Origin of the sequence: Nodosilinea sp. AN01ver1, from assembly GCF_050565655.1 — a bacterium.
Taxonomy (GTDB): Bacteria; Cyanobacteriota; Cyanobacteriia; order Phormidesmidales; family Phormidesmidaceae; genus Nodosilinea.
On record NZ_JBNXVS010000027.1, the window covers coordinates 1 to 21,363 of the forward strand.

Consider the following 21,363-nt stretch of genomic DNA (forward strand, 5'->3'; position numbering starts at 1 on the left):
CAGCGGTTTTGTGGTGGCCTCTATGAGATCTGGCTACGGCACGATTAGCCCGGTCATAGTCGCCGTTTTAGCCGTGCTAGTGGGGCTGTTGACGGCTAATTTTGTTGGCATGATGAGGTTTTTGCAGGGAACAAAAACGGCGATCGCTCAGTTGCCTGAGCCAGCGCCGTTTTTGCAGTGGTGGGGCCGCATTTACACAGCCCTTTACTGGACCGGGTTTGCGGCCTGCCTGTTCACAGCCCTGCAAATTTTATTTTTGGGCTACCTGTTTAGCCAGCACATGGTGGACTAACTGGCCTAGCATCTTTAACGGAATGCGTCGGGATTGAGGGGCCGACCAGCAGGGCTGCCGCTGTTTAATCGAGCGCCAGTGCCGCCATCGGTCGGGTCAAGAAAGGGCTTGAGGTTAATGCCGCTGGTGCGACGGCCTGGGGAAGCCGCACCGGGCAGACCGAGAACATTGCCGATTTGGCCCAGCACGTCGCTGTTGCCCCCGGTAAAGGTGGTTACCCCCTGGGTTTGATCGCCTCGATCGGCAATGGTCAAGTTGTCAAACACGCGATCGCGGGTGACGGCCGCATCCTGCCCCGGCGGTACGGTGAAGACAATGCGACAGCCCGGCACGGTTTCGGTGGTGACACAAACGGTGTTATAGCCATTTTCAACGGCGGTCTCTAGGGCCAGCAGGCCGTCTGGGCGGTACTGCTCCAGGCGATCGCTGATGGTGGCACAGCGGCGCTCGGCAGGCCAGGCACTACCCATATCCTCAGGCACGGCCCAGGGGTAGGCTTGCCCCGGCTGACTGGTGGGAGAATACATGACGGTGTAGCGTCCATCCTGCATTTGGCAGGTGAAGCGAGGCGCAGTGTCGGCCTCGGCAGGTTCGGCTGGAGCGTTCTCAGGCGTTCCCTCGGGTTCTGTCTGAGCCTGGCTGTGCGCCGTCAATGGCCCCAGCAGTAGCGTGGTGGCTAACCCACCCATCAGTAATCTAGTCATTGTGCCGGTCGTAGAACGAACCATGGTGTGCTGCCTCCAGTCGATAGCGTGTGTGAGTAGGTTTTTGCCTAGGGTGCCCCGGCAGCTGGACGGTAGACCAGATAGCAACGTTGCTTAAACCCAGAACATGGCAACTCTCTAGTTCCTCGCGACGCGATCGCTGGCTCGCAAGTTCCCCAGCCCGTGTCTGAAATTGCGATCGCAATCTCAGGGCGCGTCATGGATTCCGGCCAAAACTTTGGTCCCATCAGCATTGCCACGCTCAGTCCCAAAAGACAGGCTAGGGACTGCAACCGTTGATTCTTGGCCATCAACCGTTAATTGATGGACGATCCCTAAGCCTCTTGCAATTTTTAAGATTGTGCGTATCCTTAGTTAGGCTTTGGGTTCACGCTGTATTTAGGCGGTTTAGGTCCGTCCCTTACGCTGCATCTAGCGTTGGCTGGCCGTAAGGTCGTCGTCAGGTTTGCTTCACGTTCGCACAACCCAACTCACACACTGCATCAGAGGGAGACACCACCCATGGAACACTCAACCCAACCATTTGCGTTATCGCGCCCACCGGCGATCGGCCATCGTCTGGGGGGCTGGGCCGGGAGCGGCCTGATTGTGTCTACCCTGCTGGTGATCAGCCCTGCTGCGCGAGCAGAAACCCTGGCGGCCTGGCAGTTTGACCCGGCTACCCAACAGCTGACCCTGACGCTGCCCAGCGGCATTACGCCTCAGTACCGGGTTGAACCCAACCCGGCCCGCATTGTGCTTACGCTGCCCCAAACCCAGCTGGGGGCAATAGCGACGCAGCAAACCTATAGCGGAGCCGTGAGCCAGGTGAGCCTCAGTCAGGTCAACGATGCCACGGTGGTGGTGCTCGATCTGGCCGCCGATGCGGTGCTGGCGGCAGACGGGGCCAGCCTGGTCTCGATCGCGGCTGGCGAGCAAACCCGCTGGGTGCTCACCGCCCTGGCCGCGCCGGGGGGTGCCTCTACGGCAGCGGTACCCGATGGCACCTCGATATCGGGTACCGCTGCCGTACCCGGCAATAGCCAAATGATCGTGGAGCTGCCGATGATTCCGGGAAACAACCCTCAGCTGGGCTTTCCAGCGGCTGGGACCGGGCGGCTCAGCACCTCAGCCGCCAACCTGATGCTGCCCAGCGATATCGACAGTTTGACGAACCTGCCCGAAACCTTGCCTGTCGATCCGTTTAATCTGGGGCAGCCGGGAGAGCAGGTCTCGGTGCCCAGCCTGGCCGAACTCGATGCCGTAATTGGCCCGGTGGCCGCTGCGCCCCAGGCGGCAGGCTCTACCTCGTTAGAACCCCCTACCGCTGGGGCTGCCCAACCGGGTGCGATCGCCACGGCACCCGCCATCCCCAGCAGTGCGGGAGCCAGCCCGGTACTGACTCAAGAGCCACCCGCTGCCCCTGGCACTGCGGCAATCCCTGCACCCGCCGCTGCACCGCCTCAACCTGAGGTAGCGGCCTTACCAGCCGAGCCATCAGCCCCAGAACCTGAAGCCTTACCACCGATTGATAGCGAAACCAGCGGCGTTCCTATAGCAGTTACGCCGCCGGAGCTACCGACCTCAGAACAGCCTATCGCTCAGCCGGAGGCGACTCCAGAACAACCTGTCGCCCAGCCGGAGGCGATCGCGGTTATTCCACCTGAGGCCCCACCGGCCACAGCTCCCGCAGTGACAAATCCCCCAGCTACAGAGCCGGTCATTGCTGAAACCAGCCGCCCGGCTGAGGCCATAGCGGCGGAACCCCCGGCGCTACCCAACCTGGCCGCTGAGGCTGCGATCGCGGCCCAGCCCGACGCCATCAGTCAGGAGCCGCCGCCCGTAGCTACGGTCCCCGTTGAGGTGGCTGGAACTGACCCCAACCTGCTGAGCGTGCCCACAGCCCCAACCACGACCAGCCAGGGCAGCGTTGTCCCCCCCGATAGCCCAATTATTCTAGCCGCCGCCGGAGAGCCAATCTTGTTTGGTAGCCCACTGCCCGGCAGCGGCGATCGGGCGGCATTGCCCGACGCGATTAACCCGCCCCCCGCCGAGCGCCCTCTCTCCCCCGATACCCTGGTGGCGGCGGGCACTATTTTAGAACTGCGCTACGTGGGCGACGAACCCCTCGACCTAAACACCGGCTCCAGCCAAAATCAGGTGCTGCTGCTGGCCCACGATATTCGCGACCCCATTACCAACGGCATTGTTGCCCCGGCTGGCAGCCAGCTCATTGGTCAGTTTGAACCCACCCCCCAGGGCCAGCGCTGGGTGAGCAAACGGCTGATTTCTCCTGCCGGACAGCAGGTGGATTTTGCTAGCACTACCGAGTACATGGTAGGCAGCCCCAATGTCAGCACTCCCCGATTGGCCGCTGGGGCCGGCCTGGGCGCTCTGGCCCTGATGCTGGTGACCAGCTTCAGCGGCATTGGCCTGATCGGCGGTGCCCTGGTTGGCGCAACCACGGTCGTGGGCACCTCGCCTCAGACCGTGGTCATTGAGCCTAACCAAATTATTCAGGTGCAGGTCATTCAAGATATACCGCGAGCCATTCCCATTGCGTCCGCCCCCGAGCAGAGCCGTGAGTGGGGCGCTGGCGGCTGGTAGGGACGTAGCATCATGCTACGCCCCTACCTGTGCTCGATGAACAGATCGAACGGGAAGGGGCCATAGGTACCCGCCACCTCGGCCACCTCAGGGTCTGAGGTGTGAAAGGTAATCAGCACACCCCGCGATAGGCCGCTGTAGTCGTCTAAATACCAGGCTCCCTTGAGAGTGTTGAACTTGAGATAAACCGCCCCGTCACGGGCGGGCAAGTCGAGGTTGACCGCCACCCCCAGGGCCAGCAAAAATGCCTCCAGCGCCCTCTGGCCCTCGGCCAGAGTATTCGCGCAAATGCCCAGGGTTTGATAGTCAGACCATTCGTTGAAGTGGCTCAGGTCAGCTCGCACCTGGGCCGCTTCGGCATCGCTGAGGGCAGGTGGGGTCGTGAGGCAGCTAAACCGGTTCAACCGCTGGCGAATGGCCATGATGGCGGCGGCGGCGGGGAAGGGTGAGGTCGTCATAGTTGGTTTTTGGTAGTCGGTTCCAGGGGTGAATCATCCCAAAGCCGTTTGGGCTTACTAGCAGAGGGCCTCTGGCCCAGCTATCAGAGGTGCCACCATGACCTACCATGTTCGCATGCTGGACATACCGTCTAGCGATCGCCCGCGCGAACGGTTGCTATCCTACGGGGCAAAAAGTCTTTCGGCCGCAGAGCTACTGGCCATTTTGCTGGGCACCGGCCAGGGACCCGGCAAGCTGTCAGCGGTAGGGCTGGGTCAGCTAATTTTGCAAGAGATGGGGCAAAACCAGCGCGACCCGCTGACCTCTCTGCGGGATGTCTCGGCCCACGATTTGACGGCCATTGACGGCGTCGGCCCGGCTAAAGCCACCACTATCCTAGCCGCCATTGAACTCGGTAAACGGGTGCTGCAGGCGATTCCGCCTGAGAAAACCGTGGTCGACGATCCGGCGATCGCCGCTGCCGCCCTTAGCCACGACCTCATGTGGCAGACCCAGGAGCGCTTTGCCGTGGTGCTGCTCGACGTGCGCCACCGCCTGATGGGCACCCAGGTAATCACCATCGGCACCGCCACCGAAACCCTGGCCCACCCCAGAGACATCTTCAAAACCGTGATTCGCCACGGCGCGGTGCGCTGCATCGTGGCGCACAATCACCCCAGCGGCAATCTCGACCCATCGCCTGATGATCTTGCCCTTACCCGACAGCTCTTGCAGGGGGCACAAATTCTGGCGGTGCCCGTGCTCGATCACCTGATCATCGGCAATGGCGACTACCGCAGCCTGCGTCAGACCACCCAGCTCTGGCAGGAAACACCCCAGGGAGCGTAGAGCTAAAAATTTTTCTGGATAAACCCACGGTCTTGATTTCAAAATTTAGATTTGCGATTTTGGCCGGGGCTTTTGCGTCGGCTAGCGCTCTCTATTGGCAAAGATAAGCTAAATTCAGTAGTGCAAGTCGCTTTCTAGAGCTTTAATGGCAGGTAGAGAAATTGATCTTACCCGTGTTGCTCGCTAAACATGCCGGACGCGAATGCCATCTTTATCTCCTATCGTAGAAGCGATAGCAGTGACGTGTCGGGCCGCATTTACGATCGCCTAGTCGCTCACTTTGGACTAGCCGCCGTGTTTAAGGATGTCCACTCCATTCCCTACGGTACCGATTTCCCTGACTACATTCAGCAAGAGTTGGTTAAATGCAGCGTACTCCTGGCCGTAATTGGCCCCACCTGGCTAACGGTAGAAAAGGATGGACAGCGTCGACTCGACAACGCCGATGACTGGGTGCGCATTGAAATTCAAACAGCTCTGGAAAATGATGCCATTACTGTGATTCCTTTACTAGTGGGCGAAATGGAGCGCCTCACGGAAGCACAGCTGCCTGAACCATTAAAACCGTTGGCCCGACTAAACAGCGCCTTAGCCAGGTCTGACCCCGACTTTCACCAGGATATGACTCGACTGACGCGGCGGCTAGAGAAAATTTTAGAGAGTAAATCGACCCCAGCATCCTCAAGAACTAGTGAAAAGTCATTCAGTCTGGCCCAAAAGCTAGAGCTAGACGATCTAAATCAGCAGCTCGCGTTACTCAGCCAGCAGCATCAGGCCTGCGCCGAAGAAGCGAGATTAACCAGTGATCCAGATCGCAAGGTTGTGTTGGCAGAAAAGGTAAAACGATTATTACAGCAAATTTCGGCCATTGATGGACGCATTAATGCCATCCAAAACTGTTCTAAAGGCTAACTTTGAGCATGCCCCCCACTCGCCAATCGACAGCAGACCCAGCCAGTCTGACACTGCAAAAAAATGATCTAGAGAAAGCGATCGCAGAGTTAGTCGTTGAGTATGAGGTTATTGCTGACCAATCTCGCACGACCTTAGATCCAGGTTCAAAGACCAGATTAGAAATTCGCAAAAAACAGCTTTTAGGCCAAATTCAGGAAAAAGAACAATTGTTGGGAGCACTGGAGCAGCAAAAGCAAGACATCAATCGCCACATCCTCAGCTTTGATGAAGCCCTGCCAAAAATCGACTTCCGGGAGGCGCGACGAATCATTCACCGAGTTGTTGACGATCTCCAGATTAACGAAGGGGGAGCGGCCCTGTTTTTGCTGCAACAAAGCCGACGCATGGCAGGAGATTTGCTACTGCTAGCGCTCAGTGATGTCTTAAGCAGCGGCAGGGCAACCCCGATCTACTATGAAGTAGCTTTTTCACCTGCCACTGGTGGAGCTGATCAAGCTACGTTTCTAAAATCTATGGGTCGCTACTTGGGGGTAGAACTAACGGATAACCCTAATGTTGACGTTAGCGTTATTCGAACAACTCTGTGCGATGCTCTGCGAGAACATTCTACGGTTGTGATTCAGCTAACCAATTGGGATGCCGTCGGTCGTCAAAATCAGCATGAATTGATGCAGTGGCTGCTCGAAACCTTTTGGCAACCCCTAGTTGATGAGTTGGAGTATGTGCTGGAAGAATGGAACGCCCGCGTGATTTTTGTAATCGTGGCCAATCGCCCTTTGACGGAAGACTGTCAAAAACTGCCCTGCTTTTGCACGGTTGATGCCTTCGACAGTCGCAGCATTCTAGAAATTCCATTGACTCACTGGACAGAGAAAGATATTCGCATTTGGTTAGCTAGTCATTTCAGACTATCAAAACCCCAAGCTAAGACCTGGGCCAAACAGATTTACGACGAAAGTGACGGAGATCCCAACCTCATTCGACAAGCCCTTCAAGATTATTTTGAGCAACTATTAGCCTCCCAAACCTAGCCCCTATGAAGCGCCCCACCTTTACCGGCAACCTCGCCCAGCGATCCGCAGCAGCCCATCCTGATTCGCCCCAGCAGCCCGAACCCTATCTGGCTTCAGAGGAACTAATTACGGCGGTGAATCTGGCCATTTTTCTCAAGCGTCCGCTGCTGCTAGAAGGCGAAGCCGGGTGTGGTAAGACCCGACTGGCGACGGCAGTGGCCTATGAACTGGGGCTGCCGCTGTATCGCTGGGATGTGCGATCGACGACCAAGTATCAGGAAGGGCTGTACGAATACGATGCAATTTTGCGGCTGCATGACGTCAACCTGGCGAAGCATTTGCCTGAGCAACCCGATGCCTCTCAGCGCCTCATCGACCCCAGCAACCCCAACAACTACTTAGAACTCAAAGCCCTGGGAAAAGCTTTTGACTGTCCCGATCGCCCGGCGGTCGTTCTAATCGACGAAATTGACAAAGCCGATTTAGATTTCCCCAACGATCTGCTGACTGTACTCGACGAGCCGTGGTCGTTTACCATTCGCGAGACTGGGGAGACGAAACAGGCCAAGTATCCGCCCATTGTGATTATTACCAGCAACAAAGAGAAGGGGAATTTGCCAGCCCCATTTTTGCGGCGATGTATCTACTACTTCATTGAATTTCCGAACCAGCCTGAACAGCTAAAGCAGATTGTAGCGGCCCATCGGCACATTCCTCAGGCTTTGATTGATGTCGCTACCGATCGCTTTTTGACCGTGCGTCAGCAAGAAGGATTGTTCAAAAAGCCGGGCACCAGTGAGTTTCTAGACTGGCTGCAAGCGTTAACACACTTTGGTAGCAAGCCCTACTCGGCTAAAAAACTCGCCCAAGATGAGCATCTACCCTATCGAGAGCTGCTCTTTAAGCTCAGAGCCGACTGGCGCAATGCCGCTCGCCCCGCCAGTCTATGACCGATTTAGACCTGGCTTCTCTGGTGACAAATGCCTTTTTCCGGCTGCGTCGGAGAGGGTTTAACCTGGGCATTAGTGAGCACCTGGCCGCACTAGCTGTGGTAGAAGAAGGGTTCGCTACCAGCGTTGATCAGGTCAAGACGTCTCTGAAATTGCTCTGGTGCGAGTCTCGATCAGAACGCAGCCAGTTTGAGCCCATTTGGGATGACGTGCTGAGCGAGGCGATCGCAGTCCAATCCACCCCAGTCGGTCTTGCCGACGCCCCAAACTCTCAGCCACCCCCTACTAGCCCTACCCCACCCCCAGCCCTACCGAACATACAGGAAGACTTGTCAGCGCCCCAGCTAGACGGTCTGGATAGTTTACAGGCTGTTCCCGATATGGCTGCCCAGCCCGTGCGAGCACCCTTTACCCCTGCTGAGGTAGAAAACCCAACGGATTTAAGCGCCTACTGGCCGGTCTCACGGCGATCGATGAGCTATGCCTGGCGGTACCTGCGCCGTCCTGTAGCCGCCGGATCGGCCACAATTTTAGACGTAGATGCTACGGTGTCGGCGGTGGCGCGGCAGGGTTTTTACCTGGCTCCGGTGCTGCAAAGGGGCGATCGCAACCAGGCTCGCCTGGTACTGCTGATCGACCAAAATGGCTCAATGATGCCCTTTCACCGCTTTACCCGCGACCTGGTTGAAACCGCCAGCGGCAGCGGATCCCTTCCCGCTGACCAGGTGTCAGTCTATTATTTTCACAACATCCCCACCAGTTTTCTCTACCGCGACGCGTTTCTCACTCAGCCGGTGGACTTTAACACTGTGCTTGCCAACCTTGACAGCGATACCAGCGTGCTGGTGGTCAGCGATGGCGGCGCGGCGCGGGGGCATCGACGGCTAGATCGCATTCGGGCTACTACTGGATTTTTGCTCAAACTGCGGCGGACGACAAACCTGATCGCCTGGCTAAACCCCATGCCGCGCGATCGCTGGAAGGGCAGCTCTGCGGATATTATGGCCAATATCGTGCCGATGTTTCAGATGGATGATGACGGTCTGAGCAATGCGATCGATATCGTGCGTGGGCAGCCGTTGCAGCCGCTACAGGCATTTAGGCTATGAGCGACACCTTCCCCCTAGAGCAGCGCCAGACCCAGGCCGAGCAAACCGTGCGAAGATTTGTGCGGCGGTTTGAGCCGTCATACCATGCGCTGGCCTGCCATGCGGCCCTGCCCCTGGTGCTTACGCCAGAGCTAGTCAACTACCTGCGCAACGAATTCTTACGCCATGAAGAGGTGCCCTGGATAGCAGAGGTCGATCTGCTGCTCTCGGACCTGTGCCAGCCCGTGGGCTATGAATTGTACGCTATGGAAACCGATGTGCGGGCGTATCTGCTGACAGAGCTAGAGCGCCAGTTTGGGCGATCGCGCATTCAGCAAGTGGCCAAGCTGCTAATTAGCTACGTGCGCTACCTGGCGGAAACTGGCGCAAGCGTAAATGAAAAAGAGCTAGAAGCCCAGCAGTGGGCCGCCATGGTTTATTTAGGTGGCAATCATCGCCAAACTGCCGTGCAACAGATTACAGAGAAGTTGAAAGCAAGCGGAGCTATGGCGAATCAGGTTGGGGAGGAATTGGTGAACCCAGCGGAATTAGCCCGGTTAGCCCAAATTACAACAGAGCTTGCGCCCAAATTGGCTGATTACCCTGATTTGTTAGGTTACGCAGCTTTGGTCAGTGAATGCGTTATTGGTGATGGTGTAGTAGAAGCAGAGCAAGCTGAGCGAAGTTATGAGGTTTTACCAGGAGTGGAGCTAAAACTGCCAGGGCAGTTGTCGGATCAGATTCGCAGGAAGTATCCAACAATTCAAGGGGACTCGGTTTTAGCTAGTTGGCCTCCTTTAGAAGATTTTGACTTTGCGATCGCGCAATTTATAGATGAAAGCTTAGTATATGAATTTTTGATGGCAGTAAGTCATCTCCTGATGCCTGATGAATCCAAGGGTACATCACTGTATAAGTTCTTAAATAGATTTGTTCGACAGTGGCAGATTACTCATGTCGATCCACACGAAGTCATTGTTGAGGGGGTTGAACGAGGTGTTGAGTATATTCATAGGAACAATCAACCAATCAGGAACCCTGAAGCTTGGCTTCGCCAAGTTTGCCTCAATATCCTCAGAAGTCAAGTCGACGCTACCATTAAAGATGAGCGTAAGGCGCAAAAACTGACGACGCTAGCGCAGCATCCCAACAATTCTCTAGCTGAACTAACATTTATTGAGGAGCTAGAACACTTGGAGGATGCTCTAAATAGCCTTTCAAGCGAAGATCAAGCACTCATCCGAATGAAGTTCTTTCAGCGTAAAACCTATGAACAAATCCGTGATAATTACAGGGCTGTCGTTAAGACAGGAGACGGGAGCGTTCCCACTGTTAGACAGCTAAGGAGGCTTGAGTCAAGAGCGCTTCAGAGACTGCGGGAAAATTTTTTGAAATTATTTAACACGTGATGCAAGGTTGATAATTCTGCTTGTAATCGAGAGTCCAATTATTTTGCTGATATCAGGAGAGGAGTTGGCGAAAATGTTCGTAAGGCATAAAGAAACGCCGCATCCGACACTTAAGCATAGTAAGTCTTCTGCAAAGCTTTTTAGAGAGCTTCTTCTCGATTGTTTTGGGATTCAAATGGTTCTGCTTCCTGCAGGCAGTTGTTTTGTGGGTTCTCCCCAAGAAGAACGAGAACGTCAAGAGCGAGAAGGTTTACGACATAAGGTCGATTTACCTCAATTCTTTATGGGACGTTATCCCATTACCCAGGCCCAGTGGGAGTTTGTAGCCCGGCTTCCTGCGGTAAATTTAGGGCTAAATCCTATTCCTTCTCAATTTCAGGGCAGTGATCGCCCTGTTGAGCAGGTCTCCTGGTTTGAGGCGGTAGAGTTTTGCGACAGGCTCTCGCTCCACACTGGTCGCCCCTATCGCCTGCCCACCGAGGCCGAGTGGGAATACGCCTGCCGGGCCAATACCACCACGCCCTTCCACTTTGGCGAGACCATCACCACTGATCTGGCCAACTACAACGGAGCTGATGAACAGCACGGGGCCTATGGCCGTGGCCCTCGGGGCGAAAATCGCCTAACCACTACCCCCGTAGACCACTTTGGCATTGCCAACGCTTTCGGCCTCTGCGACATGCACGGCAACGTGTGGGAGTGGTGCCAAGACTCGTGGCGGCCAACCTACGACGACGCTTCAAAAGGGGAGACTAAGACTGCTTCTCAACCCGATCAATCCACTCACCGTGTAGCACGGGGTGGATCCTGGTACACGACGCCTCAGCGCTGTCGCTCCGCCAGCCGCATTCATTTCGATCCAAAGAGTCGTCACTCCGATGTAGGCTTTCGGGTTGTTTGTGCTTTAGAAAAGTGATCAAATTTACCGTTTTAGAGATTATCCCAAGTCCAGCTTGGGAGCTGTAGCTTTTCTACAATAAAACTCCACTTCTGGACTTGGATCTGGTTTACCCCTAAGCGAGATCACAAGTCAAATTGATAACTGTCACAGGCCTCACGTGGAAATAGAAGCCATCATTTACATTAGGTACAGTCAGAGAGTCACGAAGGGCTTAGTTGCAAAAATGCTCCGGATTGCCATGACTTAGCTCGGTATATTGAATGAGCAATCAAGGACTATTCCTGCTGCTCATGTTTATTCTAGATCAGGAGATCAAGATGACCAAAAACGTCGATGAACAGCTTAAAATTATATTCGCATGGGGGCGATCGCATATGTCAAGAGGCTTTTTTGCAATCATACCTTTTCAAGATGGCCACGTATTATGCAATGACCGAACAGCGCCAATTCAAGTCTTGAAAGGGCTAACCAGGGGTTTTAGAAGAGGGCCTTCTAAAACCCCTTTTTTTAATCGCAGTTTAGAATCTCGATGGGTTGGTTCTTATGAAAGACAGGTTTAAACGAAGCTCACTAGAAATCACACAAAAAAGGGGGAGAGCAGTTGCTCTCCCCCTTTTTAATGCTTCAATAATAGAAATCCAGCTAAATCAACTCCGCGATCGGAGTTTCTAAGGCTGGGGCTAGGGTGGTCAGCTCAAAGCTGTCGTTGATGTCACCCAGGGGCGTGGTCAACGACGCGGTGGCAATGCCGTTGCCGATATCAACGGCACCATCGATGCCAGCGAAGAAGTTGGCTCCCTGACTGGTGAAGGCTACCACATCAAAGACCGTTTCAAACAGCCCGAGGGGGCTGGCGACAGTGGCGTCGAGAATGCCGTTGGTGAGGGTGCCTGTACCCTCAAGGTCTTGCACAAACTCGGCGACGTATTCGCTGGCCAAGGGACCAAGTTCAATGTCGGTGGCCACCGGCAGGTTGAGACCCGAGCCGATGGGCAATGTGGCCGCTAGGTCGGCGAACCCATTGGCCAACGTTAGCTCACCGCTCAGCGCGGAGAGGGGCACTGATAGATCGCCAAGCGGCCCCAGGGAAGCCACAATGTTGCCGCTGTTTAAATCGACCGCGCCAGTGATGTCGCCCAGTACAGGCACCGGGGCCGTAAAGGGAAAAACTGCATCGTCCTGGAAGTCAATGTCGGCTACGAGTTGACCAAAGGGAGTGGCCAGGTCGAGATTGAGGTCCCCCCCAGCAACATCAATGGTGCCGCTGATGGAGCCGAGGGCCGTAGCTAAATCTAGGGTAAAGGCTCCATTAGACAACGGCACCGTGGCATCGATCGCGTTGACGGCACCCAGCACCAGGGCGCTGGCAGCGGCAGCTAGGTCGAACTCTGACAGGGCTGCCGTTTCACCATCGGCGGCGATCGCGGCTTCTAAAATACCTCCCGACAGGGTGACGGTACCGTCAGATACCGCCGCCAGGTCAGCGTAGCTGCGCAGGGTGGCGGGGGCATCAAAGCTGCCGGTCAAGGCCGTGCCGTCGGCCAGCCGCAGGTTGACCTCAAACAGGCCGTCATCGACCAGCACCTGCCCGCTGGCATTGGGCAAATCGTCGGCAAAGTCAGCCACCAGGTCAGAAAAGCTGGGATCAAACGCCGCCAGCAGGCTCAGCACGCTGTTGCTGCCGAGAAAGGCGTCATTGGGAATCAGGTCAACGACGGCTTCCTCTTCGTTGAAGAAATCTTGGTTGGGCGACAAATCAATAGAAGACATAGGGAACACCCTTGCTTTCCTTTAGATAAACATCAGCGACAAAACATTCTTTCAAGAAAATCTGTCGCGGGCAGCGCTGGGGCCACCCATTGGTCTGCAATGCTCCGCTCGGTATTGTGCCACAGGAATTTAGCAGTGCCCAGGAAAGTTTTGCGCGATCGCAGCCTCAGCCATACCGGATCCTCACGCCCCAACTGTCGTCTCAAAAGCCGGTTACAGGCTGCTTACAGATGACTTTTGTCCTGGGCTGGGTCTGGATAGTCGCGCCCAGCCGCCCAGGCCATATACCCACACCAGCACGACTATCCAGTGCATGAGCACGACCAGCCAGAGCGACCCGGTGAGTCGGTAAGCGCCGGTTAGCACCAGCACCAGCCAGCCTGCCAGCAGCAAAAAGCGCGGGTCAGAAAGCCCTGCTCCAGCCTTCCTATACAAGGTTTTATCGAGCACTACGTGGTACAAAACAAACAATGCCAGGCTGACGATGCTCCACAGCAGCCAGCGCCCCGCAGCTACCCCTTCAGCCGGATGGGGCAGCAGCATGACCCGAAAGATTGTCTCTTCGACCAGGGCGGGCGCAATGAAGCGACGTAGCGCATCCCACCCCAGGCTCAATCGGCCAGAGACTACGCTTTGGCGCACCAGGAACTCCGTCCAAAGGCCAACCGGCAGTGCTATTAAACTGTAGAGCGCGATCGCAGCCAGCCCTAGCAGCCCCATCGGCCAGCTCAGCCCGGTAGCAAAGGCCTCAGTCAGACGCCGGGCGATCAGGTCTAGAACAGGACCGGGGGCAAGCAACATTGGAAGTCTAAAACGTCAAAAAGTCGGTCGGTGGCGGTGCTGCACCTCCTGCGGTCGTCGCCAATAACCCTAACAAACAGGCGATCGCTGCGATTAAAGCGATCTGCTGAAGCAGGCGACGGGTGCGGGGAGACAACGGTAAGTCTGACTCAGGAGACGGTAGCATCGGCAGCCAGCATCACAGTAATAGGAGACCGCCAGTAAACCACATTCGCCCCTACGGAGAGTAAGCCTTAAGGAAAACCAAAGCTTCCCAATACCTTGGGGAGAAGCCGCCCCTCTAGTTCTCCTGCCGATCGCGCAGCCCCTCCACGATCGCATTGACGATCACCGCATCGTTCCAGGCCGGGGGGTCTTCGCCAATGCGTACAATTACCAGTTCTTCAGAGGGAATAACGTAGACTCGCTGGTGGTGGCGGCCATCTAAATAAAACGTATCGGCGGCAAAGGGAGCCGATGAGGCCCGGTTGACCTGAGGATAGGCGCTGGTGCGCGCCTTCAGCCAGAGGTGCAGGCCAAAGGTGGCCTCCAGCGGCGACTCCTGCCGCATCTGCTCAATCCACTCGGAGGGAATCACCTGGGTGCCGTTGACCTGACCATCGTGCAGCAGCAGTTGCCCCAACCGTACCCAGTCAGAGGCGGTGGCAAAGAAGCAGCAGAAAGGTTTGGCGTGGCCGCCGGGGCGATCGAGCCAAAGGAAGCCGTCACCTGCCCCTAGGGGCTGCCACAGGCGGCGGCTCAGGTAGTCGCCAAACGATTCGCCTGTGGCCCGCTCTAGCACCAGGCTAAGCAATTGCGAGTTGACATTGTTGTAGTCAAACTGCTGGCCGGGTTGATCTTCTAGCGGAATGCTGAGGGCTAGCTTTTGGGCATCGGAGCCGCCGTAGAGCTGCACCAGGTCGGAGCGCAGGGTGTCGGTGCGATCGTCGTTGCGCAGGCCCGACTGCATGTAGAGCAGGTCGGCGATGGTGATGTCACCCCTGGGGTCGTTAGCCCATTCGGGCAGGTAAGTGCCGACAGGGTCCTGAACTGAGCCAATGTGCCCTTCGTCGATCGCAACGCCGATCAGTAGCGCCAGCAAGGTTTTCACCATCGACATGGAGTTGACCAGGTCGGTGGCCGTTTGGCCCTGCCAGTACTGCTCGACCACCAGGCGATCGCGGTGCATGACCAGCAGCGCCACGGAGTTCTGCGCCTCAGCAAACTCCAGCGCCGTCTGAAGCGCGTCCTGGGGAATCTCGGTGGTCTCCGCCTTCGCCAGCGGTGGAGCCTGGGGGCCAACGCCCGCAACCTTTTGCTGGGGCTGATACCAGTCGGCCGAGGTAATGGGGCGATCGGGGTAGGTGAGCGATCGCGCCAGCAGCCGCCAGTCAACTGCCACCCGCAGCAGCCCGCCCACGGCAACCAGCCCCACCACCGTCCACAGCCTGGGCTTGAGGAAAGATTTTGTCATGGTCGTTCGTGCGATCGCTATCCCTGCTGTTCCAGGATAAGCACCTGATTCGCGGTTAGGGTTAGGGCAGCGATAACCTCAGACCTTAAAACCTGTGTTCCCACAAATACCTGATTTTCGTAGCATCCCTCAACCCACTGGCAAACCGTCACCTGCCGCTGCCCAGGGTCAACGATCCAGTATTCGGGAATGCGTCGAGCAGCATACTCAGTGTGCTTGTAGCGGTAGTCACGGGCGCGATATTTCTCGCCTGGTGATACGACTTCAACAACCAGGGCGGGCGGCGGCATGTCACGGGGAATCGTGGCGCGAGTCGTGGCCTGAAGCGCAGCCTTAGAATCTTCGGTGTGAATAAGTAAATCAGGTAGACGACAGGTCGCCCGCCCCCCAGAAACCTCAATCTCAGTGTTGTAGGCAATCAGGGAAACAGGGACGTAGCGAGCCAGGGCAAACATCAGCCCTTTGGCAATATCAATACTCTCTGGCGATTCGGGCGGCATTTTCACCAGCGCTCCATTGACCAGCTCATAGCGCCCCTCTAACCCGTCAGTCTGGGCCAGATAATCCTCAAAGGTCAGCAAAATGGACGTTGTAGTCATGGAATCGCTACAGCACCAGGGCATCCCACAATTCTAGCGATGCCCAACCCCTCGTAGGGTGCATTCGCGGCTACTAAATCTCACGGAGCAGCAACCTCCATCCCTCAGCCGCAATGCACCGCTCAGAATGATCGGGATACCTACATGCCCATGATGCAGTAGCCGGAGTCAACGTAGAGGATCTGCCCGGTCATGCCAGTCGACAGGTCGCTGCACAGAAACGCCGCCGTGTTGCCCACTTCGGTTTGGGTGACGGTGCGGCGCAGCGGCGCAACTTCTTCTACATGGTGAATCATATCTAGAATGCCGCCCACTGCCGATGAGGCCAGCGTGCGAATGGGGCCAGCAGAAATGCCGTTGACGCGAATGTTGTGGGGGCCAAGTTCCGAGGCCAGGTAGCGCACGTTCATCTCCAGCGCCGATTTAGCGATGCCCATGACGTTGTAGTTGGGCACCACCCGCACGCCGCCCAGGTAGGTGAGGGTGACAATGCTGCCGCCCTCGGTCATCAGCGGCTTGGCCCCCCGCGCTAGGGTAATCAGCGAGTAGGCGCTGACGTCGAGCGCCAGCTGAAACCCGTCCTTAGAGGTGGCGCTAAAGTCACCCGTGAGGTCTTCTCGCTTGGCAAAAGCCAGGCAGTGAATCAAAATATCGAGCTTGCCCCACTTCTCGCCAATGGTGCTGAACACCTGCTCGACCTGGGCTTCGTTCTGCACGTTACAGGGCAAAAACAGACTGGGGTTGAGGGGGTCAACCAGGTCTTTGACCTTGCCTTCCATCTTGCCCCGTTCGTCGGGCAGATAGGTAATGCCCAGGTTGGCTCCGGCGGCGTGAAGCTGCTGGGCAATGCCCCAGGCAATCGATTTATTGTTGGCAATGCCTGTTACCAGGGCGTTTTTACCAGTCAGGTCTAGCATGATGTCGTTACGTTGGGCGGTGATGATCGCACTTTAGGAGTTTACGGGAATGTGGACCCGGTGAATAGGGTACAGACCGATAGAATGGATAGGCTCAGACTCATCTCATCTGGTCCGCGCTACCCATGGAAGTTATCCCCGCTATTGATTTGATCGACGGTCGCTGTGTGCGGCTGTACCAGGGCGACTACGCCCAAACCGAGGTATTTAACGACAACCCGGTAGAGGTGGCGCGGCAGTGGGTGGAGCAGGGGGCAACTCGGCTGCACCTGGTCGACCTCGATGGGGCCAAGTCGGGCAAGCCGGAGAACTGGCAGGCGATCGCGGCCATAGCCAAAGCCGTAGATGTGCCGATAGAGGTAGGGGGCGGCCTGCGCGATCGCGCCCGAGTCACCGATCTCTTCGCCATCGGCGTTCGCTACGCCATTTTGGGAACGGCTGCGATCGAGAACCCTGAGCTAGTCAGCGATCTGGCGGGCGAATTTCCTGGTCAGATCATCGTTGGCATTGACGCCCGCGACGGCAAGGTAGCGACGCGGGGCTGGCTCGAAACCTCTGAAGTCGAGGCGATCGCCCTGGCCCAGCAGATGGAGCAGCGGGGAGCCGCAGCCATCATCTACACCGATATTCAGCGCGACGGTACCCTGCAAGGGCCAAACATTCCCGCCATGCGATCGATGGCCGAGGCGGTGTCCATTCCTGTGATTGCCTCGGGCGGCGTCGGTGCCCTGCGCGACCTGCTCAGCCTGCTGGCGCTAGAAGCTCAGGGGGTCGAGGGCGTAATTGTGGGCCGCGCCCTCTACACGGGCGATGTCAGCCTCAAAGAAGCGGTGCGGGCGGTGGGCAACGGGCGCTGGCAGGATGTGCCACCGTCTATGGGTGGCTCGGCTTTTGCGTAAACCGGGATGGTCAGGCCCCGGTGCTTAGAGGCGATCGCTATCCCTAAAGCTCACGTGTTTATAGACCGAGTTGGATATGAACTCTGCTGTACTAGATGCCCCCTTTGAGCCCGCCGTCCTGGCTGAGGCGAGCACCGCCACGCTAAAAAACAGCCTGCTCAAGCACGTAGACGAGCGGGAGTCGGAGCCGATGGCTAAAAAAGTTCGGTTTGCTAACGAAACCCTACTGCCCCTCTTTAACGAGCTAGAACGCCGCAACCCAACTCCAGATCTGAATCAACAAATCCCGCTGCTAAAAGGAATTTGGCGTCCGGTCTGGTCGACTATTCCCTTTCAAGACATCATTCCGGGACGCGTGCATCACGAGTCTTACCAAATTTTTGATGCCAACGGCTTTTACGCCAATTTGGCCCGCTACAAACCTGGCCGTAAAACCCCTATTTTGAGCTGGCTCTCTCGCTGGCTACTCAGCTACGATTTCATGATTATGCAGAGCTACGGAGTTCAGACGCTGGCCCAAGACGACCATCCATCAGCACCAGGGCAAATTGGCCAAGACTATTGGGAGATTCAAAATGTCTGCATTCGGCAAGTACTGCGCCTGGGTTCGCCTTCCTTGAGGGCTGAAGCCGCGCAGGCGTGGTTTGACCGAACCGTAGCCCAGTATCAAAAAGACCCTGATTTTCAGCCGCAAAATGCTGTCCCCACTCAGGGCGAAAATCGGGTTCAGGCTAAGCAGTACCAAAAGATTGCTGAGGCTAGGCCACGACTCGATCACCTCTACATCGACCAAAATTTTCGCCTGGTCAAAACTCAGCGCGAAAAATCTCAGCGACCGTCCTATACAGTAGCTACCCGCCTGGCCTGACCGGAGACGGTGGTGATGCAGATCAAGGGAAGGGTTACAGGTGCCTGCCCTCGCCTAAACCTTGCTGAGTAGCTCATCGCCTTTAGCTTTGGCAGCACCGCTCACCGCCGCCGGAACGCGATTGATTCCGGGCAACAGGTTATCCACCATGGCGTGGCTTTCTTCGAGCAGGTAGTTCAAAAACGCCTGGGAGACCACCGAGAGCTGCTTGCCCGCCAGGTGGGCCACATACCACTGGCGATCGATGGGGAAGTGGTCAACATCGAGAATGGCAAACTCGCCCGTGGTGCCCTCGGAGATAATGGTGTGCAGCGACAGTACCGAAATGCCGAGGCCGCCTGCGATCGCCTGCTTGATGGCCTCGTTGCTGCCCAGCTCCAGCCGCACTCTGACGTCGATATCGTGCTCAGTAAACAGCTTTTGCACCGCCTGACGGGTGCCCGACCCCGGCTCGCGCATAATGAACTGTTCACCGTTGAGAACGCTGATGGGCGATCGCGGCTTGCCCACCAGCGGGTGATCCTGGGGGCCAAGCACCACCAGCGGGTTTTCCAGAAAAGGATAGATCTTCAGGTCGGGCTGCTCGGGCGGCGTACTGATGATGTAGAGGTCATCGTCGTTGTTGGCCATGCGCTCTTGAATTTGCTGGTGGTTGGTCACCTTCAGCGAAATGTCAATGCCAGGAAAGCGCTGGCAAAACGGCCCCAGCAGCCGGGGCACAAAATACTTGGCTGTCGTAATCACCGCCAGCCGCAGCTGCCCCTGCTTCAGCCCCTTCAGGTCAGACACCGCCATTTCAAACTGGTCAAGACCATCAAAAATTTCCTGGCAGGTTTCCAGCAGCTTTTGGCCGGCCTGGGTCAGGTAAAGGCGTTTGCCAATTTGCTCAAACAGCGGCAGACCGACGGCTTTGGTCAGTTGCTTCACTTGAATCGACACCGTGGGCTGGGTCAGGTAGAGTTCTTCGGCAGCGCGGGTAAAGCTGCCGTGGCGAGCAGTCGCTTCAAAAACCTTAAGCTGGTGCAGCGTAGCGTGAATCAACGATTGACCTCCCCGGTGGGCAACGGAGCATTTACATAGACGCTATTCTATCAAATTCGGATGACTTAGTCTGCTTTTTCTATGAATGAGTCTGTCGAGGGGAGAATTGACCTGGGGAAGATAGGCAGGAAAAGAGGCTGAGGGTGCAGGGTATGAGGTCGCTCCTTAGAGCTTATACCCTGCACCCTGCACCTTATACCCTGCATCTCTTAAGGCTTTGAGCGCTGTTTGATTGCTAACCGCCGGTTTTGATCGTGTCGATTTTGCGCACAAACAGGTCAGAGAAGATCGTGATCACGCGCCGGGGCCGGGTCTTGATATTGGCGCTCAGCGACATACCCGACTGTAGCTGCACCGGCTTGCCGTCGATAGCAATGCGCTGGTCGCCGAGGGTTACCTCTGCCGGAAAGCGGTAGTTGGGGTTGATCTGGTCGGGGGGCAGCGCGTCGGAGCCAATCTGGGTGAGGGTGCCCTTCACATCGCCAAACTCGCTGTAGGGGAACGAGTCAATCCGCACATCCACCTCCATGCCCTCGCGCACAAAGCCGATGTCGCGGTTGGTAATAAACACCCGCGCCACCAGGGCATCGCTGGGCACAATTTCGAGAATGGGTTCGGTGGAGTTAGCCACGTAGCCGGGCTGGTTGGCCTTGAGATTGAACACCGTGCCGCTGACCGGGGCGCGCAACTCCTGGTAGGTCAGGGTTTGCTGCAGCTGGGCCATTTGGCTATCAATTTCTTGCAGCTGCTTATCGTTCTCGAGAATGGTTTTGGTTAGCTGACTATCAATAGTGGCAATCTGGTTGTCGTTGTCGGCAATGCGCTGCTGCAGGTCGTCCTGGGAGGCGATCGCGGTGTTGCGAAACTGCTCCTGGGCCTGGGCAATCGCCAGCTCCAGCCGCTGTGCTTCTTCGACCAGGCGATTGACCTCGGTCTGGCGGTTGTTCACCTCCTGCTCCTGCTGCAGGTACTGAATCTCGCCAATGCCCCCCGCCTCGTACAGCGGTTTAATGCGATCGAGAATGTTTTGGTTCACCCGCAGGGCATCGCGGGCGTTGGCAAGCTGAGCCTGGGTCTGGGTCAGCTGACGGCGCAGCTGGTCTACTTCCAGATTGGCGATGCTGAGGCGCGAGTTGAGTTCGGCGGTGGCGGCCCGCAGGCGATCGCGCTGAGCCGGGGGCAGGCTTTCGCCGGTGGCGTCACCCGCCAGCTGGGCGCGATAGAGGGCGTTTTCGGCCACCAGGGCGGCGCGGTTGCTGGTCAGCTGCACCAGCCCCGGCGCAATATCTACCGGAGCGCTAGCGTCAATGTCATCGGCCAGCTGCGCTTTGTAGTAGGCGTTTTCTTCCTGCAGCTTAGTGCGAATGGTTTCTAGCGACGTGAGCTGAGCCTGGGTGGTTTCGGGGTCAAACCGCAGCAGCGGGTCGCCCACCTCTACCGCCTGCCCCTCGCTGACCAGCACCTCCTCGACTACGCCCCCCACCGGGGCCTGCACCGGCTGCACCATCCCCTTTGGCTCCAGCTTGCCCTGGGCCGGAATCGCCTCCTCAAACTTGGCTAAACAGGCCCAGCCCAGGGTAAACGTCGTGACGCCTACCAGCGTCCACACCACCGCCCGCGACCAGCGGGGCGACTGGCGCAGAATTACGGGCTTGTCGAACTGTACCTTTTGCCGCGAGGGCTGGTTGGCGAGCACGGCATCACCGTTCTGGTCGGCATTAGAGGTTTGGTTGGGGGGGAGGCTGTTGATGCGAACCATGGCTGTTGGGGGAGTGGGTGGGTAGGTGAGTGAGGGGTGGGTGAGTGGATGCGTTAGCGGGTAGGGTGGGTTAGGCCGGAGGGAAATTTG

The 21,363-nt window shown here is 57.0% G+C and carries 21 protein-coding genes; 11 read left to right on the forward strand and 10 right to left on the reverse strand.

Going from position 1 to position 21,363, the window contains the following annotated elements; genetic code table 11:
* Positions 1–292: hypothetical protein (locus tag ACQ4N7_RS18990; RefSeq protein ID WP_430713059.1), on the forward strand; the 292-nt coding region annotated here is incomplete at its 5' end.
* A 14-nt stretch (positions 293–306) separates the two neighbouring features.
* Here the strand turns inward: ACQ4N7_RS18990 and ACQ4N7_RS18995 are convergent.
* Positions 307–1,020, reverse strand: a complete 714-nt coding sequence (locus ACQ4N7_RS18995; protein WP_430713060.1) for a COP23 domain-containing protein — start codon at positions 1,018–1,020, stop codon at positions 307–309.
* 498 nt (positions 1,021–1,518) lie between these two features.
* On the opposite strand from ACQ4N7_RS18995, the gene ACQ4N7_RS19000 reads away from it, so the two are divergent.
* On the forward strand, positions 1,519–3,603 hold the full coding sequence (locus ACQ4N7_RS19000) for an AMIN domain-containing protein (RefSeq protein ID WP_430713061.1): 2,085 nt from the start codon (positions 1,519–1,521) through the stop codon (positions 3,601–3,603).
* A 23-nt stretch (positions 3,604–3,626) separates the two neighbouring features.
* On the opposite strand, the gene ACQ4N7_RS19005 is transcribed toward ACQ4N7_RS19000, so the two are convergent.
* Entirely contained in the window at positions 3,627–4,061 is a 435-nt protein-coding gene (locus tag ACQ4N7_RS19005; RefSeq protein WP_430713062.1) for a DUF1824 family protein, read from the reverse strand.
* Between the two features lie 97 nt (positions 4,062–4,158).
* Between ACQ4N7_RS19005 and radC the strand changes: the two genes are divergently transcribed.
* The 7 genes from radC (at position 4,159) to ACQ4N7_RS19040 (ending at position 11,181) form a co-directional block, all read left to right on the forward strand.
* On the forward strand, positions 4,159–4,890 hold the full coding sequence (radC, locus tag ACQ4N7_RS19010; protein WP_430713063.1) for a RadC family protein: 732 nt from the start codon (positions 4,159–4,161) through the stop codon (positions 4,888–4,890).
* Positions 4,891–5,079: 189 nt separating this feature from the next.
* A complete protein-coding gene (locus ACQ4N7_RS19015) occupies positions 5,080–5,802 on the forward strand; it encodes a TIR domain-containing protein (RefSeq protein WP_430713064.1) in 723 nt (240 codons plus the stop codon).
* Between the two features lie 8 nt (positions 5,803–5,810).
* Positions 5,811–6,836 (forward strand): hypothetical protein, encoded by a 1,026-nt coding sequence (locus ACQ4N7_RS19020; protein WP_430713065.1) that lies wholly within the window; start codon positions 5,811–5,813, stop codon positions 6,834–6,836.
* 5 nt (positions 6,837–6,841) lie between these two features.
* Complete coding sequence (locus tag ACQ4N7_RS19025) at positions 6,842–7,768, forward strand: AAA family ATPase (protein WP_430713066.1); 927 nt, start codon at positions 6,842–6,844, stop codon at positions 7,766–7,768.
* Positions 7,765–8,877 (forward strand): VWA containing CoxE family protein, encoded by a 1,113-nt coding sequence (locus ACQ4N7_RS19030; RefSeq protein WP_430713067.1) that lies wholly within the window; start codon positions 7,765–7,767, stop codon positions 8,875–8,877. The genes ACQ4N7_RS19025 and ACQ4N7_RS19030 overlap by 4 nt, the downstream gene beginning before the upstream one ends.
* Positions 8,874–10,265 carry a sigma-70 family RNA polymerase sigma factor gene (locus ACQ4N7_RS19035; protein WP_430713068.1) on the forward strand — a complete coding sequence of 464 codons (1,392 nt, stop codon included), beginning with the start codon at positions 8,874–8,876 and terminating at the stop codon, positions 10,263–10,265. Before ACQ4N7_RS19030 ends, ACQ4N7_RS19035 begins: the two co-directional genes overlap by 4 nt.
* Positions 10,266–10,440: 175 nt before the next feature.
* A complete protein-coding gene (locus tag ACQ4N7_RS19040) occupies positions 10,441–11,181 on the forward strand; it encodes a formylglycine-generating enzyme family protein (RefSeq protein ID WP_430713069.1) in 741 nt (246 codons plus the stop codon).
* Positions 11,182–11,808: 627 nt separating this feature from the next.
* Here ACQ4N7_RS19040 and ACQ4N7_RS19045 read toward each other — a convergent pair.
* The 6 genes from ACQ4N7_RS19045 to fabI all read right to left on the reverse strand — a co-directional run bounded on the left by ACQ4N7_RS19045 (position 11,809) and on the right by fabI (position 16,706).
* A complete protein-coding gene (locus ACQ4N7_RS19045) occupies positions 11,809–12,936 on the reverse strand; it encodes a hypothetical protein (RefSeq protein WP_430713070.1) in 1,128 nt (375 codons plus the stop codon).
* Positions 12,937–13,149: 213 nt separating this feature from the next.
* Positions 13,150–13,737, reverse strand: coding sequence for a CPBP family glutamic-type intramembrane protease (locus ACQ4N7_RS19050; RefSeq protein ID WP_430713071.1), 588 nt, complete (start codon positions 13,735–13,737; stop codon positions 13,150–13,152).
* A gap of 7 nt (positions 13,738–13,744) precedes the next feature.
* On the reverse strand, positions 13,745–13,903 hold the full coding sequence (locus tag ACQ4N7_RS19055) for a hypothetical protein (RefSeq protein WP_430713072.1): 159 nt from the start codon (positions 13,901–13,903) through the stop codon (positions 13,745–13,747).
* A gap of 114 nt (positions 13,904–14,017) precedes the next feature.
* Positions 14,018–15,190: a serine hydrolase domain-containing protein gene (locus ACQ4N7_RS19060; protein ID WP_430713073.1), complete on the reverse strand. Its 1,173-nt coding sequence runs from the start codon at positions 15,188–15,190 to the stop codon at positions 14,018–14,020.
* A gap of 17 nt (positions 15,191–15,207) precedes the next feature.
* The gene (locus tag ACQ4N7_RS19065; protein ID WP_430713074.1) at positions 15,208–15,789 is read right to left on the reverse strand and encodes a Uma2 family endonuclease; all 582 of its coding nucleotides are present in this window, start codon (positions 15,787–15,789) and stop codon (positions 15,208–15,210) included.
* A gap of 140 nt (positions 15,790–15,929) precedes the next feature.
* Positions 15,930–16,706, reverse strand: coding sequence for an enoyl-ACP reductase FabI (gene fabI / locus ACQ4N7_RS19070; protein ID WP_430713075.1), 777 nt, complete (start codon positions 16,704–16,706; stop codon positions 15,930–15,932).
* A gap of 125 nt (positions 16,707–16,831) precedes the next feature.
* Between fabI and hisA the strand changes: the two genes are divergently transcribed.
* Entirely contained in the window at positions 16,832–17,605 is a 774-nt protein-coding gene (hisA, locus tag ACQ4N7_RS19075; RefSeq protein ID WP_430713076.1) for a 1-(5-phosphoribosyl)-5-[(5-phosphoribosylamino)methylideneamino]imidazole-4-carboxamide isomerase, read from the forward strand.
* 76 nt (positions 17,606–17,681) lie between these two features.
* A complete protein-coding gene (locus ACQ4N7_RS19080) occupies positions 17,682–18,473 on the forward strand; it encodes a hypothetical protein (protein WP_430713077.1) in 792 nt (263 codons plus the stop codon).
* A gap of 54 nt (positions 18,474–18,527) precedes the next feature.
* On the opposite strand, the gene ACQ4N7_RS19085 is transcribed toward ACQ4N7_RS19080, so the two are convergent.
* Both ACQ4N7_RS19085 and ACQ4N7_RS19090 read right to left on the reverse strand, forming a co-directional pair.
* Positions 18,528–19,514, reverse strand: coding sequence for a LysR substrate-binding domain-containing protein (locus tag ACQ4N7_RS19085; RefSeq protein WP_430713078.1), 987 nt, complete (start codon positions 19,512–19,514; stop codon positions 18,528–18,530).
* 235 nt (positions 19,515–19,749) lie between these two features.
* Positions 19,750–21,273, reverse strand: a complete 1,524-nt coding sequence (locus ACQ4N7_RS19090) for an HlyD family efflux transporter periplasmic adaptor subunit (RefSeq protein ID WP_430713079.1) — start codon at positions 21,271–21,273, stop codon at positions 19,750–19,752.
* Positions 21,274–21,363 lie beyond the last annotated feature (90 nt).